The sequence below is a fragment of the Streptomyces sp. NBC_00872 genome, assembly GCF_045161915.1.
Taxonomy (GTDB): Bacteria; Actinomycetota; Actinomycetes; order Streptomycetales; family Streptomycetaceae; genus Streptomyces.
In genome coordinates, this window is sequence record NZ_CP108806.1 from 367243 (window position 1) to 382300 (window position 15058).

The 15058-nt window shown below is 71.0% G+C and carries 17 protein-coding genes; 9 read left to right on the forward strand and 8 right to left on the reverse strand.

Features of this window, described 5'->3' with window-relative positions; all coding sequences use genetic code 11:
• Positions 1-7: 7 nt before the first annotated feature.
• Together OG214_RS01675 and OG214_RS01680 are read left to right on the forward strand one after the other, a co-directional pair.
• Positions 8-1546: a rhamnulokinase family protein gene (locus OG214_RS01675; RefSeq protein WP_405983481.1), complete on the forward strand. Its 1539-nt coding sequence runs from the start codon at positions 8-10 to the stop codon at positions 1544-1546.
• Positions 1547-1564: 18 nt separating this feature from the next.
• Positions 1565-2596, forward strand: coding sequence for a LacI family DNA-binding transcriptional regulator (locus OG214_RS01680; RefSeq protein ID WP_405983482.1), 1032 nt, complete (start codon positions 1565-1567; stop codon positions 2594-2596).
• Between the two features lie 58 nt (positions 2597-2654).
• On the opposite strand, the gene OG214_RS01685 is transcribed toward OG214_RS01680, so the two are convergent.
• On the reverse strand, positions 2655-3164 hold the full coding sequence (locus tag OG214_RS01685; RefSeq protein ID WP_405987409.1) for a GNAT family N-acetyltransferase: 510 nt from the start codon (positions 3162-3164) through the stop codon (positions 2655-2657).
• 260 nt (positions 3165-3424) lie between these two features.
• Between OG214_RS01685 and OG214_RS01690 the strand changes: the two genes are divergently transcribed.
• Entirely contained in the window at positions 3425-4165 is a 741-nt protein-coding gene (locus OG214_RS01690; protein WP_405983483.1) for a carbonic anhydrase, read from the forward strand.
• A 169-nt stretch (positions 4166-4334) separates the two neighbouring features.
• Entirely contained in the window at positions 4335-5309 is a 975-nt protein-coding gene (locus OG214_RS01695) for a fibronectin type III domain-containing protein (protein ID WP_405983484.1), read from the forward strand.
• A 71-nt stretch (positions 5310-5380) separates the two neighbouring features.
• Here OG214_RS01695 and OG214_RS01700 read toward each other — a convergent pair whose 3' ends face one another.
• Together OG214_RS01700 and OG214_RS01705 are read right to left on the reverse strand one after the other, a co-directional pair.
• A complete protein-coding gene (locus tag OG214_RS01700; protein ID WP_405983485.1) occupies positions 5381-6457 on the reverse strand; it encodes a DUF6397 family protein in 1077 nt (358 codons plus the stop codon).
• A 130-nt stretch (positions 6458-6587) separates the two neighbouring features.
• Positions 6588-7001, reverse strand: coding sequence for a roadblock/LC7 domain-containing protein (locus OG214_RS01705; protein ID WP_405983486.1), 414 nt, complete (start codon positions 6999-7001; stop codon positions 6588-6590).
• A 157-nt stretch (positions 7002-7158) separates the two neighbouring features.
• On the opposite strand from OG214_RS01705, the gene OG214_RS01710 reads away from it, so the two are divergent.
• Positions 7159-7587, forward strand: coding sequence for a PPOX class F420-dependent oxidoreductase (locus OG214_RS01710; protein ID WP_363084793.1), 429 nt, complete (start codon positions 7159-7161; stop codon positions 7585-7587).
• Positions 7588-7867: 280 nt separating this feature from the next.
• Here the strand turns inward: OG214_RS01710 and OG214_RS01715 are convergent, their stop codons facing one another.
• The gene (locus OG214_RS01715; RefSeq protein ID WP_363084794.1) at positions 7868-8569 is read right to left on the reverse strand and encodes an SDR family oxidoreductase; all 702 of its coding nucleotides are present in this window, start codon (positions 8567-8569) and stop codon (positions 7868-7870) included.
• Between the two features lie 103 nt (positions 8570-8672).
• On the opposite strand from OG214_RS01715, the gene OG214_RS01720 reads away from it, so the two are divergent.
• Complete coding sequence (locus OG214_RS01720; RefSeq protein WP_405983487.1) at positions 8673-9281, forward strand: CGNR zinc finger domain-containing protein; 609 nt, start codon at positions 8673-8675, stop codon at positions 9279-9281.
• Positions 9282-9362: 81 nt separating this feature from the next.
• Here the strand turns inward: OG214_RS01720 and OG214_RS01725 are convergent, their stop codons facing one another.
• The gene (locus OG214_RS01725) at positions 9363-10553 is read right to left on the reverse strand and encodes an RNA polymerase sigma factor (protein ID WP_405983488.1); all 1191 of its coding nucleotides are present in this window, start codon (positions 10551-10553) and stop codon (positions 9363-9365) included.
• A gap of 189 nt (positions 10554-10742) precedes the next feature.
• Positions 10743-11147 (reverse strand): YciI family protein, encoded by a 405-nt coding sequence (locus OG214_RS01730; RefSeq protein ID WP_363086334.1) that lies wholly within the window; start codon positions 11145-11147, stop codon positions 10743-10745.
• Positions 11148-11320: 173 nt separating this feature from the next.
• Between OG214_RS01730 and OG214_RS01735 the strand changes: the two genes are divergently transcribed.
• The 3 genes from OG214_RS01735 to OG214_RS01745 all read left to right on the forward strand — a co-directional run bounded on the left by OG214_RS01735 (position 11321) and on the right by OG214_RS01745 (position 13498).
• The gene (locus OG214_RS01735; protein ID WP_405983489.1) at positions 11321-11920 is read left to right on the forward strand and encodes a class I SAM-dependent methyltransferase; all 600 of its coding nucleotides are present in this window, start codon (positions 11321-11323) and stop codon (positions 11918-11920) included.
• 251 nt (positions 11921-12171) lie between these two features.
• The gene (locus tag OG214_RS01740; protein ID WP_382853804.1) at positions 12172-12462 is read left to right on the forward strand and encodes a hypothetical protein; all 291 of its coding nucleotides are present in this window, start codon (positions 12172-12174) and stop codon (positions 12460-12462) included.
• A gap of 82 nt (positions 12463-12544) precedes the next feature.
• Positions 12545-13498: a hypothetical protein gene (locus tag OG214_RS01745; RefSeq protein WP_405983490.1), complete on the forward strand. Its 954-nt coding sequence runs from the start codon at positions 12545-12547 to the stop codon at positions 13496-13498.
• A 79-nt stretch (positions 13499-13577) separates the two neighbouring features.
• On the opposite strand, the gene OG214_RS01750 is transcribed toward OG214_RS01745, so the two are convergent.
• Positions 13578-13760, reverse strand: a complete 183-nt coding sequence (locus tag OG214_RS01750; protein WP_363086148.1) for a hypothetical protein — start codon at positions 13758-13760, stop codon at positions 13578-13580.
• A 66-nt stretch (positions 13761-13826) separates the two neighbouring features.
• On the reverse strand, positions 13827-14918 hold the full coding sequence (locus OG214_RS01755) for an acyl-CoA desaturase (RefSeq protein ID WP_405983491.1): 1092 nt from the start codon (positions 14916-14918) through the stop codon (positions 13827-13829).
• Positions 14919-15058: the final 140 nt, after the last annotated feature.

Genomic DNA, 15058 nt, shown 5'->3' on the forward strand with positions numbered 1-15058 from the left:
GTCCGTCGTGTCATCATCCACCGCGCCACTCCCCTTCGCCGCCGTCGATCTCGGCGCGTCCAGCGGCCGTGTCATGGTCGGCCATGTCTCCGGCCGTGGCGCGGGCACACTGCGTCTCCAGGAGGTGCACCGGTTCCCCAACCGCCCGGTGCGGACCGCCGGCACACTGCACTGGGACATCCTGTCCCTGTACGGAGGGGTGCTGGACGGGCTGCGGGCCGCGGGCAGGGCGGCGGGACGGGCGCCGGCGAGCGTCGGCGTCGACACCTGGGCCGTCGACTACGGACTGCTCGACGCGGACGGCGCGCTGCTCGGCAACCCCGTGCACTACCGCGACACGCGTACCGAGGGCCAGGCGGCACTGGTGGGCGCCGTGCTGCCACCGGTCGAGCTGTACGCGGCGACCGGCCTCCAGTACCTCCCGTTCAACACCCTCTACCAGCTCACCTCGGCGCGGGGCACCGCCGCGCTGGGCGCCGCGCGGCGGCTGCTGCTGATCCCCGATCTCCTCGCGTACTGGCTCACCGGCGAGGCCGGGACCGAACTCACCAATGCCTCCACCACCCAGCTCATCGACCCCCGTACCCGTGACTGGTCCCGGTCCGTCGCCGACGCGCTCGGTATCGATCTCACCCTGTTCGCGCCGCTGCGCGGCCCGGGTGACCGGGCCGGTGAGCTGCTCCCGGAGGTGCTGTCGGAGACCGGTCTGTCCGGGCCCGTTCCGGTGACGGCGGTCGGCTCGCACGACACGGCGTCCGCCGTCGCGGCGGTGCCCGCGACGGACGGCCGGTTCGCGTATGTCGCGACCGGCACCTGGTCCCTGGCGGGGATGGAACTGGACGCGCCCGTCCTCACCGAGGAGAGCAGACGCGCCAACTTCACCAATGAACTGGGCGTCGACGGCACGGTCCGCCATCTGCGCAACATCATGGGCCTGTGGCTGCTCCAGGAGTGCCTGCGCACCTGGGAGGCGGCCGGCACACCGCAACGACTGGACCGGCTGCTGCGCGAGGCCGCCGAGGTGCCAGGACTGCGGTCGTACGTCGACGCCGACGACCCCGCGTTCCTCGCGCCCGGCGACATGCCCCGGCGGATCGCGGACGCGTGCCGCCGCCTGGGCGTGCGGCCGCCGGAGGGGCCGGCCGAGACCACCCGCTGTGTCCTGGACTCGCTGGCCCTGGCGCACCGGCGTGCGATCGAGGACGCCCAGCGGCTCTCCGGACGCGCCGTGGACACCGTGCATGTCGTGGGTGGCGGCGCCCGCAACGGGCTTCTGTGCCGGCTCACCGCCGACGCCTGCGGACTGCCCGTGGTGGCGGGGCCCGCGGAGGCGGCGGCCCTCGGCAACGTCCTCGTACAGGCACGCGCCGCGGGCGCCGTCCGCGGCGGTCTCACCGAACTGCGCGCCCTGCTCCGCGCCACGCTGGAGCTTCGCCGGTACGAGCCGGCCGGTGACCGGGCCCGCTGGGACAGGGCCGCGGCACTCATCGAGGGGCAATACCCGCATATGATGGTCCTACCGGACAGAGGTCCCCAGACGATGTGACAGAACGGGCAGGAACGCGTGGCGCAGACGGTCGGCATCAAGGACGTGGCCCGGCTGGCCGGGGTCTCGGTCGGGACCGTCTCGAATGTGCTGAACCGGCCCGAGAAGGTGTCGCAGCACACGCTCGTACGGGTCCGTGCCGTGATCGACCAACTCGGTTTCGTACGGAGCGAGACGGCCCGCCAGCTCCGGGTCGGTACCAGCCGGATCCTGGCCATCCTCGTCCTCGACATGGCGAACCCCTTCTTCGTCGCCGTCGCCAAGGGCGCCGAGCGCGCCGCGCGCGAGGCCGGGCTCGGGGTGATGCTCTGCAACAGCGCGGGCAGCGCGGCCGAGGAGGCGGAGTATCTGGCGCTCTTCGCCGAGCAGCGGGTGCGCGGAGTGCTGCTCACCCCGACCGACGCGTCCGGCAGCACCGTGCGGGAGTTCGCGCGTCAGGGCATTCCGTACGTCCATGTCGACCGGGCCGTGCCCGCCGACGAGGGGTGCTCCGTCTCGGTGGACGATGTGGCGGGCGGCGCGCTCGCGGTCCGGCATCTGCTGGCGGCCGGACACCGGTCCGTGACCTATATCAGCGGCCCGATGTCGCTCCCCCAGTGCCGGGACCGCCGTACGGGCGCGCTGGCCGCGCTGCGCGAGGCCGGTCTGCCCGAAGGGGCCCTGCGGCAGGTGGAGTCGGCGCGGCTGGATGTCGCCTCCGGTATCGACGCCGGAGCACGGCTGCTGGGTCTGGCGGAGCGTCCCACCGCCGTGTTCTGTGCAAACGACCTGCTCGCGCTGGGTGTTCTGCAGGCGATGTACGGAGCCGGGGTCGATGTGCCCGGCGATGTGTCGATCGTCGGCTACGACGACATCGAGTTCGCCGCCGCGGCCGTCGTACCGCTCACCTCCGTACGGCAGCCGGCCGACGCGATGGGGCGCGCGGCGGCGGAGATGCTGATGGACGAGACGGGACCGGACGCGGAACAGCACAGACACCGCTCCGTCGTGCTCCAGCCCGAGTTGGTGGTGCGCCGCTCGACGCGCCGGCTGGACCGGCCGACACGCTGACCGTCGAAGCGCTGACCGCCGGCGCGTCGGTGACGGGGCGTCGGAACACCTGAACCGGCTACGGAGCCGCGTAGCAGTGGACCTTGACCGTCCGGTCCGGGCTCCAGTGCTGGTCGACGACGGCCATCAGATTCCAGCCGAGGCGTTCGTAGAGCGCGGCCGCGGCAGCGGCGGTGTCGGAGGCCACGACGTCCAGTACGGGGTGCAGACCGCGTTCGCGGGCCTCCCGTGCGGCCTGGGACATCAGCAGGCCGCCGATCCCATGACCGCGCGCCGAGCGGGAGACGAACAGACGGCTCAGTACGACGGTGTCGGCGACGGGCGTTCCCGTCCGGCTGCTCCAGAGGGCGGGGGCCACATCGTCCGCGCCGGCCGGGGTGAGAGCGGCATGGCCGACGATCCGTCCGTCCAGTTCGGCGACCCAGGCCGCCAGTTGCGTGGGGCCCGCCAGCCAGTCGGCCGCGCGCTCCGGCCAGTTCACGGGATAGCCGTCAACTTTATGCACCTCGGCGAGCACCCGCAGGCAATCGGCCAGGTCGTTCTCACCGCGACGCCGGACATCGCACATCGGGATGTCATCGGCTTTCGGCAATGTCTGTCGATTCACCGAACCATGCAACCACAGCGGGCCACGGATCCTTGCCGCGCCAGGGTCAACCATGCTCACGTGCCTGCCTGTTCGAATACATGGGCATGGCTGGACAGTGACTGAACTACGTCCGCATTTGCTCCAAATCACTGGTAGATGAGGTGCGGTTGATTCAAGAGAGGGTCAATAATGCGCCAAGACCAGCCAATGCCCAAGGGTCTCCTGGATAGTCTCCGGCCGTGATATCGACCAGACATGCGAATAGACCCTCCGCGGCCACCGGCACACCCCGCCGCACGCTGCTCCGCGCCGCCCTCGCCGGTGGCGCCGCCACGGCCGGTGTGGCCATCGCCGCGCCCTCCGCGGGCGCCGTGGACCACCGCCTGCCCCGCCCGCGTCCGACCACCCCGGACGAGGCCCTCCGTGAACTCTCCGACGGCAACCGGCGCTGGCGGACCTTCCGGGAGCAGCACCCGCACGAGACCGAGACCGTGCGTCAGGCACTTGTCTCGGGGCAGCACCCCTTCGCCCTCGTCCTCGGCTGCATCGACTCCCGGGTACCGCCGGAGCTGGTCTTCGACCAGGGTCTCGGCGATCTGATGACGGTACGGTCGGCCGGCGAGGTCCTCGACGAGGCCGTCCTCGGCAGCATCGCCTACGGCGTGCTGGAGCTGGGGATTCCGCTCGTCCTCGTCCTCGGGCACCAGTCCTGCGGCGCCGTGGCCGCGGCTGTCGAAGCCGAGGAGTCGGGCGAGGAACTCCCCGCCCACATACAGTACTTGGCCGACCAGATCCGCCCGGCGATCGTGCACTCCGTGGAGGGTGACGCGCGCGTGGACGCGACCGTCACCGCCAATGTCGCCCGGGTGACGGGACGTCTGACCGCGGAGCCCGACCTCGCGGCCAAGGTGGCCGAGGGCAAGCTGGCCATCGTCGGCGCCCGTTACGAGCTCGGCACCCAGCTCGTCCACAGGATCTAGTCCTCGCCGATCCAGCCCTCGCCGCCCTTCCGCTCTTTGTCCGAATGATCCCTGGCCGGGGTCGGAGTACACCCCGGCCAGGGAACGAATACACCCCTCCCCCTTGATGTGGTCGCGACACCTGTGTCATATATGTCTAGACCATTGCCCCCGGGTGGAGGACACGGCCATGCCCAGGTTCGTCAGTCTTGCCGCGCTCACGTCCGCCGTCATACTCACACTGGCCGCCTGCGGCTCGAACGACGAGGAGGACAAGGCCCCTTCGGCACCGGCCGGGGTCACGGTCCAGGCGGGCAGCGCCACTTCGGTCCATGTCATGTGGAACCAGCCCCCGGCGAAGGCCGGTATCAAGGGCTATGAGGTGTACCGGGGCAAGACGAAGATCAAGGACGTCCCGGCCGAGAAGACCATGATCGATGTCACCGGACTGAAGCCGTCGACCGCGTACACCTTCTCCGTCCGGGCCAGGACCGACGAGGGCACCTTCTCGCCGTACAGCGGTGAGATAGCCGTCACCACGCCCGCCACGGTCGCGGAGGACAAGGAAGCACCCGCCCGCCCGGAGAAGCTGACGGGCCGGAGCGACGGCGCGCGGGCCGCACGGCTGGGCTGGGCCACGGCCGCCGGTGACCAGGGCATCACCTCCTACGACATCTACCAGGGCGGCTCCAAGATCCATAGCGTGGACGGTGACACGACCACCGCGCGGATCACCCGGCTGCGGCCGGGGACCCACTACCGCTTCACGGTCACCGCCCGGGACGCGGCGGACAACACCTCGCCCGCCAGCCGCGTCGTCGAGATCACCACCCCGCGCGGGCCCGGCGACGACCCCGACACCGCCCCGATCGACTTCCGGGCCGCGACACATGCCGCCGACGGCGCGCACTATGTCGATCTGTCCTGGCTGGCGCCGAAGACCGGCGGCGAGGTCCCCTCCTACCAGATCTATGTCGACGGCGCCTTCGCGACGACGCTGATCTGGGGCGGTGAGGCCCCCAAGGGCCGGGCCACCTACAGCGTGTATGTGAGCAAGAAGGCCGGCGAGACCTACCGGGTGAAGCTCCGCGCCAAGCTGCCCGACGGCAACTGGGGAAAGTTCTCCCCAGAACGCACCATCGTCACGGGCGAGACCCGCCCCTGACGCGCCATCGCCACCCGCGGAGCCCGCCCCTGACGGGATCCGCCCCTGACGGCCCCCGGGCCGCATAGCCGTCATGGCCGGCGTGCCGGCCCGCGTCGCTCACCGCCGATCCGCAGCCGGCTCAGCAGACCTCTGCGACCCGCCGGGCGCGACGGCTCGGGGGCTGTCCGCGCCCGTGGTGGCGTCCCGTCCACGTACGGACCGGCGGGGCGCGGGACGGGGCGGGTGCGCCTGGCCTCCGTCATGAGCGCGGCCAGGCTTGTGCGGTGCCATCGGATCTCGTCCGGGTGGTCGGCCACCACCAGCCGCCGCACCGTCGCCCGCGCCGCCTCCGATTCCGGCTGGCCGGGAGCGAGCTCGGGCCGCAGCCGGTTCAGCTGGGCCCGTTCGTAGGGATCAGGCACCAACTCGGCCAGCAGGGCCGGGTCCAGCACACAGCCGACGACGGCCGCGCGCTCCCACGGATCCTCGCTCTCGTGCAGCAGATGACCGATGCGTCTGCCCCGCCAGTTGCGCGGACGCCGGTCCTCCTCGGCGTCCGGACCAAGTCGGAGCGGCAGTGGCAGCCGACCGGTGAGCAGCGCCGGTTCCCGGGCGGCGAACGTCCTTACCTCATCGGCGGGATAGAGCCAGACGACCGCGCGGTACCGGTTCAGATAGAACCTCACCGGAGCGATGAGTCCCGCCCGTGCCAGCCGGGTGAAGCGGCCCGGACTGACGGTCAGCAGCTCCGCGCCCTCCGCCGTCCCCACCGTCCGCGCCCGCTCGCGCAGCGCCTCCGGGAATCCCTCCGCCGCCCGCAGCCGGTCGATCTCCTGCCGGGTGACCTGCCGCCGTCCTGCGGCCGGTCCGGCGATGGTGCGGATATGGCCCAGCTGCGCGGCGAGCTCGAACTCTCCGCGTCTCAGCTCCAGCTCCCGCGCGGCCCGCACGACACCGACCGTACGTGCCGTGCGCGGCTTCTTCTCGGCGGGCTCCGCCGCCCCGGCCGTGGCGGCGGTCGCCGCCGTCGTATCCACGGCCGTCGTATCCATGGATACGCCCGGGACCAGGCCTGGCTCCTGGCCCTGATCCCCGTTCCCGTACCGGTCTTCGCTCCGGCCTCGGCGCCGGCTCCGGATGTAGCCCTGGGCATCGCTGACGGACATGATGGTCCTCCCCCGTGAGTCGTTGTCACTCGCGATCACTCGCGATTACTCCCGGTGACGACCGTAGCGCGATGGCCACGTTCTCCGTCAGGCCTGTGGACAACTCTGCGGGCCAAGCGGAAAGACCAGCTCAGAGGCCGCTCAGACTGGTGTGACCGGATTGCCTGACCGCGACTCCGAGATGCTCGCCGACCCGGTTGACGAGCAGCGTCATCTCATAGGCGACCTGACCGACATCGGCTTCCGCCGTGGTCAGTACACACAGACAACTGCCGTCACCCGCCGCGGTGACGAACAGCACCGCCTCGTCGAACTCGACCATGGTCTGCCGGGCCTGGCCCGCCCTGAAGTGGCGGCCTGATCCGCGGGCGAGGCTGTGCAGCCCCGAGGAGACGGCGGCGAGATGCTCCGCGTCCTCGCGCGCCAGTCCCGAACTGGCTCCCGTCACCAGACCGTCGTTGGACAGGACCAGCGCGTGCTGTATGTGCTCGACTCGCTCGGTCAGGTCGTCCAACAGCCAGTCAAGTCCCTTTTCGAGTGGCATTGCCGTTCCTCCCCGTTCAGATGTTCCCCTGGCTCGCAACGCCCCGTAGCCTTCCGCACCCGCCGCTCCCGGGCAAGCGCTCCCCGGGCCCCGGGGCCCCGGCGCACACCCGGGGCGTCGTATCGCGCGGGGCGCGTGCCCGACGGAAAATGCGGGCATGGCGAGACACATGAGCAAGGACGAATGGCAGGCCTTCGTCTCCGAGGGGACACGCACCGCGAAACTGTCCACCGTACGGGCCGACGGGAGCCCGCACATCGCGCCCGTCTGGTTCGTGCTGGACGGCGACGATCTTGTCTTCAACACCGGCAGGGAGACCGTGAAAGGACGCAATCTGCTGCGTGACGGCAGAGCGGCGCTGTGTGTGGACGACGAACGTCCGCCGTTCGCCTTCGTGGTGATCCAGGGCCGCGCCGAAATCGACGAGGAACCGGAGCGGTTGCGCACCTGGGCGACGCGGATCGCGGCACGGTACATGGGTGAGGAGCGTGCGGGGGAGTTCGGGGAGCGCAATGGAGTACCGGGTGAGCTGGTGGTGCGCCTCAAGGCCGACAAGGTCTCGGCCTTCGCCTCCGTCGCCGACTGACACGAAGGGCTGACACGGCGGACTGACACGGCGGGCTGACGCGCCCGGCCGTCCGGTCCGCAGCGGACCGCAACAGACCGCACGGGGAAGGGCCCGGACGGAGCAGGGCCCGGACGGGGCAGGGCCCGGACGGGGCAGGGCCCGGACGGGGCAGGGCCCGGACGGGGCAGGGCCGGCTCCGGCAGACCGAACGGAGTGGGCCCCGGCTCCGCTCTCCGCGCAGTCGGGGCCCACTCCGTCACGGCGGACTTCCCCCTTCGCCGCCGTCGGCCGACGGGTGTCAGGCGGCGGTCGGCAGGCTCAGCCCCTCGACCGAACCCGAGAGCGCGGCCTTGAAGAAGCGGCTCGTGTCATCCGCGAGCACCTCGCTCTCCCCCTTCTCCAGCGCGGTGAGAACCGCGCGCGCCACCGCCCGGGGATCGCCCTTGGGCACATCCAGCGCCCGGATCATGTCGGTGTCGGTGTAGCCGAGATGCACACCCACCACCTGGGTCCCCTGCGGGGCCAGTTCCAGCCGGAGCGAGTTGGTGAGCGACCAGAAGGCCGCTTTCGTCGCACCGTAGGCGCCGCTGCCGGCCGCCCAGGACAGTGCCGAATGAATGTCGACCAGCGCGCCGCCGCCCTGGGCCGCCAGGATGGGAGCGAAGGCCTGAGCCACCCTCAGCGCACCGAAGACATTGGCCTCGAAGAGCTCCTTCACGGCGTCCAGGTCGACCGTGACGAGGGAGTCGACGGCACCGATCCCCGCGTTGTTGAAAACGATGGAGACATCGTCCGCGACGCGCGCCAGCTCCGCCACCGAGTCCGCGTCCGTCACCTCAAGCGGTACGGGAACGACCCTGGGGTCGGGATCGGCGACGGGCGTACGGGCGGTGGCGTACACCTTGGCGGCCCCCGCCTCCAGCAGTTCCTGTACGAAAGCCCGGCCCAGTCCGCGCTGTCCACCTGTGACCAGGACGGTTGCTCCGCTGACGGTGGTCATGACGTTCTCCTTGGATGACGGTCCATAACGACATAGTCGTAATCGATTTGCCTCTGTCATCAGAGTGCTCGCCTTCACCGACATAGTCAAGTACGATTTGGTTATGTCTTGGGCAGCCAGTGACCGGTACCGCGTCCGCCAGGCTCCCGACGGACTCGCACTGGTGCAGGAACTGATCAACACGCGCGCGATCCAGCAGTACGCGCCTGATCTGCTGGCCGACCGCGAGTCCGCCGAGGAGTGGCTGACCGACGCCGCCGAGGAGTGGGCCCGGGTCCGGGGCCTCGACGCTCCCGACTGCACGCTGTCGGCGTCGGATCCGCGGACGCTCCGCGATCTGAGGTCGGCCTTCGCGGAGATGATCGCCGCGGCGGGAAGCGACGCGCCCGGGTCCGACCGGACCGGTCACGGCGTGCCGGTGCGGCTCGCCCCCGACGCCCAGGGCCAGGTACGGATGATCCCGGTCGGCCGGGGACCCCAGTGGCTCGAATCGGCGCTCTGGTCGGAGACGCTGCTCGCCCAGCGGGCCGGCCTCTGGCCCCGGCTGAAGCTCTGCCGCAGCGTCGCGTGCGGGTCCGCCTTCTACGACACGTCACGCAACAACAGCGGTGTCTGGCACGACGTGCGCATCTGCGGCAACGCCGTCAATCTCCGCGCCTCGCGGGAGCGCAGAAAGAGCAGAGAGGGCAGTCGGACCGATCGGCAAGCGTGAGCACCTGGACCAATCGGTGAGCATAAGCACCCGGACCGATCGGTGAGCGTGAGCACCCCGCCGACCGGCGAACGCCCCGGGTCAGGGAGCCGTCGCCAGCCGGGCGGCCCGGATCGTCAGATAGTCGCGCTCCGGAAGACTGGTCGTACGACGCGCCGCCTCCCGGTAGTTCTCCACCGCGCCCTGCCGGTCGCCCGCCATCTCCAGCAGATGGGCGCGGACCACCGACAACCGGTGATTCCCGGTCAGACGGCCCTCCCTGTCGAGCGACTCAAGGATGCCGAGCCCGGCCTCCGGCCCGCGCACCATCGCCACGGCCACCGCCCGGTTGAGCGAGACGACCGGATTGACGCCGAGCTGCTCCAGCACTCCGTACAGTGCGAGGATCTGCGGCCAGTCGGTGTCCTCGGCCGTCGCCGCCTCGTCATGGACGGCGGCGATCGCCGCCTGGACCTGGTACGGACCGAGGGGTCCTTTGGGCAGGGTGGCCGTGATCAGCGCCGTGCCCTCCTCGATCGCCCGCGCGTCCCAGCGGCTCCGGTCCTGCTCCGCCAGCGGGATGAGCTCGCCGTCCGGGCCGGTTCGTGCCGCGCTTCTGGCATGGGTGAGCAGCATCAGCGCCAGCAGTCCCGCGACCTCGCTGTCGTCCGGCAGCAGTTCGTACGCGGCCCGGGTCAGCCGGATCGCCTCCCGGGACAGCTCGATCCGTTGCAGATCGGGCCCTTCGCCGGTCGCGTACCCCTCGTTGAAGATCAGATAGAGGACATGCAGCACGGCGTCCAGCCGCCGCTCGCGATCCTTGCCGTCCGGCATCAGGAACGGGATCCCCGATGCCTTGATCCGCTGCTTGGCCCGGCTGATCCGCTGTCCCATGGTCGCCTCGGGCACCATGAAGGCGCGGGCGATCTCGGCCGTCGTCAGACCGCCCACACAGCGCAGGGTCAGCGCGATCGCCGCGCTGGGTGACAGCGCGGGATGGCAGCACAGGAAGAGCAGGATCAGCGAGTCGTCCCGGTCCACCGGGGCGTCGCTGTCCGCGGGCGGCGCCGACCGCCGGTCGGCGGGCACCTGTCCGGCCACCAGGTCCTCACGGCGGCGGCGCGCCTGCTCGCTCCGTACCTGCTCGGTCATACGGCGGCTCGCGACCTGGATCAGCCAGCCGCGCGGATTGCCCGGCACGCCTTCGTGGGGCCACTGGGTCGCCGCCGCCAGCAGCGCTTCCTGTACGGCGTCCTCGGCGGCGCCGAAGTCCCCGTACCGGCGGGTGAGCACGCCGACGACCTGCGGCGCCAGGGTGCGCAGCAGGTCCTCGGCGGATGTGCCCCCGGGACCGGTTCCCGGATCGGTGAACCGGTCGGTGGCCCGGCCTGCGGCCTGACTCGTCGGACTGGCCGGACCGGCCGTCCGACCGGTTCGCGGATCCGGGAACCGGTCGGTGAGGGGGGTCGGATCAGTCAGTGCTCACATCTCCTCGGGCGGTCCCGCCATCACCTGGCGTACCTCGATCGGCATGTTCAGCGGCTTGCCGCCGGGGCCCGGAGCCGTGGACACATGCGCGGCGAGCTCCACCGCCCGCTCGGCACTGTCGCAGTCGACGATCCAGTACCCGGCCAGGAATTCCTTCGTCTCAGGATAGGGACCCTCGGTGACAACGGGCGCCCCGCCGCCGCCCCCGGCCCGTACGATCCTGGCCTGGTCGGGCCCCGCCAGCCCCTCCGCCGTCACCAGCTCGCCCGTCTCCGCGAACTTCGTGTTGGTGTCGCGCATGAAGGCGATATGGGCCCGGATCTCCTCCGGCGCCCACTCCGTGACCGGCGGGAAGTCCACGGTCTTCTCACTGAACTGCATCAGCAGCATGTACTTCATGACCTTCTCCTCACTGTCGCGCCCCTGCGGGCGCTCTCACGGACAGGTAGAAGCACGCGCCGCGATTTCGACGTCCTCGACGAGGACGTCGAAAGATTTCTCAGAAAAAGTTAGCCGCAATCTCCGCTGCCCGCGCGTCGCGGTGCGGGCCGCTCCTACGGGATCATGCCGCCATGGCCCACGATCACACACATGTACGGGAATTCTTCGGTGTCAGGGCGGCCGGCTGGGACACCCGCTTCCCCGACGACGGCCCCGCCTACGCCGCGGCAGTCACCGACCTCGGGCTGCGTCCCGGCGACGCGGTCCTGGACGCGGGATGCGGGACAGGACGCGCGCTGCCACCCCTGCGGGCCGCCGTGGGTCCGCGGGGCACGGTGCTGGGAGCCGATCTGACCCCGGAGATGCTGGCGGAGGCCGGCCGGGCCGGGCGTGGCCGGAGCGGGCGGCTGCTGCTCGCCGACGTGGGCCGGCTGCCGCTGCGCCCGCGTTCGCTGGACGCGGTCTTCGGCGCGGGGCTGATCTCCCACCTTCCGCGCCCCGCGGAGAATCTGCGCGAGCTGGCCAGAGTGGTGAGGACCGGCGGCCGACTGGCGCTGTTCCATCCCCTCGGCCGTGAAGCACTGGCCGCCCAGCAGGGACGGCGGATCACGGACGACGATCTGCGGGCCGAGCCCCGTCTCGCTCCCCTGCTCGCGGATTCCGGCTGGCGGCTGGAGTCGTACACCGACGAGGACTCCCGCTTTCTCGCGCTGGCGGTCCGCCAGGACTGATCCGGCGGTGGCACCCGGCTTCCCGTGGCCACACGGCCCGTTCGTCGGTGCACCGGGCGGCACGGGCGGTCTTCTGCCGGAGCCCCGCCGACCGTACGTTGGAGGACGGGAACCGTGGAACGGGAAGCTCCGTGACCGAGAGTTCCTACGCAGACCGCACGGTCGCGGACCGCGCGGTGGCTGACCGTGACGTGACTGATCGTGACGTGACTGACAGCGGCCGCGCCAGACAGCAGGGGGAAGGTGGACCCGTGTTCAACAGAGTGCGCAGGCTCCTCGGTACGGATCGTGCCGCTGCTCCGGCCGCGGAGCCGCCCCGCCCCCGGCGGGGCAATCTGTTCGAGGCCGCCGCCACCTATGTCTCGGCGTGTGCGGAGGACGATCAGCGGCAGGCCGACGAGGCGGCGGCCTGGGTCTCGCCCGAGGCACTCTCCTTCGGTGTCAGCGAACTCGCCTGCCGTGCGGTCATCGCCCTCGCGCGGGAGCGCGACGAGTCCCCGCAGACCGTGGCACGGAGCCTGCTGGGCCTGCCCGCCCTGTGACGAGCGGCTCGTTCCGGACTCTCGACGTCCGCGTCACCCACTGGCTAGGGTGCGCCGACAACGGATCGGATGGGGAGGTGCCGTGGCCGGAACGGACGACTCCGTGGACGATGACCCGCTGTATGTGCTGACCGCCGCGCTGCTCACACCCGCGCGATTCCCCGCCGTGCTCGGCGACGACTATCCGGAGGCCTGTGCCGCCCTCGGGCTGGAGCCCTACACCCGGGGATACGGCCTGGTCATGGGCCAGGACGCGGAGGGAGCCCGCTGGACGGTGGTGGTGGACGACGTCTCGCTGGTCGCCGTGGCGATCGCGTCCTGGGACTGCGGTATCGCGTACGACCTGTCGCCGGGGGAACGGACCGTGGTCCGCGCGCTGCCCGGCTGGCCCCTCGCCCTGTCCGTACGGGCGCCCGGCCTGCCCGCCCCGCACGACCCCGAGCCCGGCTCCGAGGAAGGCGATGTGAACGGGAATGGGAAAGCGGACGGGAGCGGGGAAGCGGACGGGAGCGGGCAGGCCGACGGCCACGGAGACAGCTCCTGGCGTCCGCTCACACCACCCGACACCGACAGCTGGGGCCCCGCCCAGCGCCGGCTCGGCGCGGACGAGGTCGCCCTTCAGTGGGCGGTATGGCGGGAGCGGATCGCCGGTGCGGTGCCTGCGACCCCCGACGCGGAGACCGCGAACGCCAGGCCCGCGAACGCGAGGACGCTGAACGCCGAGACCCCCGACAGCGCGGAGAGCGACCGGGAATCGGCGGCCTCCGCGCATCGGGGGGTACGGCACGTACTGGACGAGCTGCGCTCCTATGTCGAATCGGCCCCGCCGCTCGGGCGTGTCCGCTCCAGCTTCGCCCCGGGCGAGGCCAGGACGCTGCGCGCCGACGGCCCCGGCTGGTCGTTCGTCGCCAGGACCGACGACATGGCCTTCGTCCTGCTGGACGAGGAGCCGGGCGAGGTCCTGCCGGTCGGCCGTGGCACCGAACTGCCCGCGCTGCTCACCGCGCTCGACAAGATGGCCGTACGGCCGGCCTGACCGCTCGCACGGTCAGGCCGTCGTCATCGCGCCTCGGCTTGCGCCGACATCGCACCGTGTCCCCCGGGCTCCCGCCGGCTCAGCGGCCTATCTCTTTCCGGCTGATACGGCGCAGCCTGCGGCGCTGCGACGGGTCCAGCATCAGATACGCGGCGGCGGGCACTCCCAGAACCACCAGCAGCGAGAACCAGAACCCGATCAGCGGCATCAGAAGAAGGCCTACGGCCACTCCCCCAATGACGATCTTCGTCCTTGTCGACATCGACGCCTCCTTGCGCGGCAGAGCCGCTCCTGCTCGGTGAACGCACACCGGGGTCCGCCAGTTCCACTATGCGCCCGAGCGCAGCGGTTCGCCGACATGGTGCATATGGCCGAGCGCCTGCCGGTACGACTCGATGAGTCCCGTCTCGGTGTACGGAATGCCCAGCGAGAGGCAGTGCGCACGGACCAGGGGCTGGGCGAGCCGCAGATGGGGGCGGGGCATGCTCGGGAAGAGATGGTGCTCGATCTGATAGTTCAGCCCGCCCAGGAACCAGTCCGTGAGCATGCCGCCCCGCACATTGCGCGAGGTGAGGACCTGCCGGCGCAGATGGCCCCAGCCCTCGCTGTTCTCGGGGTCGGGCATCTCCATGCCCTTGTGGTTGGGCGCGAACGCCATCCCCAGATGGAGACCGAGAAGCATCTGGTGGATCAGCGCGAACACGACGGCCTGGCCGATGGTCATGGTGGTGAGCAGCAGCGTGAGATAGGCGGCGACATGGGCCGTGAGGAGCAGCCCCTCCACCACGCGCTTACGGGCGGGCATGCTGTCGTCCTCGGGCCCTGAGGATCCGGTGAAGACGGCCCGGAAGCCGTACACCTTGAGGGCGATGCCCTCCAGTGTGGTGAGCGGGAAGAACAGCCAGGCCTGGTGACTGGTCAGCCAGCGACGCAGACCGGAACGGCCGGCCGTCTGATGCTGGGTGAAGACGAGGATGTCGGCGGCGACATCCGGGTCCTTGTCGATGTGGTTGGGGTTGGCGTGGTGCCTGTTGTGCTTGTCGTTCCACCACTCCTGGCTCATTCCGAGCAGCAGATTGGCGTGGACGAGCTGCACCAGCCGGCCCCTGCCACGGTCGGCGGTGACTTGGCAGTGTCCCGCGTCATGGCCGACGAACGCCATCCGTGCCGACAGGACGGCCAGCGGCGGTGCGAGAAGCAGCGTCCACCAGGACGGGCCGAGAAGCGCCATTCCCGTGACGATCGCGCCGAGGAAGAGGAAGTTGACGGCGATCCCCCGGGCGTACCAGGCGGCCCGGCGTTCCAGAAGGCCCTGTTCCCTCACCGTCCGCAGCAGGGGCGCGAAGTCGCTACCGCCCGCGCGGCCGACGACGGGGTCGGGTATGGGCTCCGCGACGGGGGCGGTGGCGGCTTGGGGCATGTCGGTCTCCGGTCTCTAGGCCGATGTCCAGCGGGGGAAGGTCGCGCCGACGGCGCTGACCTCTTGAAACGTACGGGGAGGGAACTCCGGCGACCATGAGGCCACCACCCGGAAAAGGCGGGGGCTTCCCGGGGGTCGAC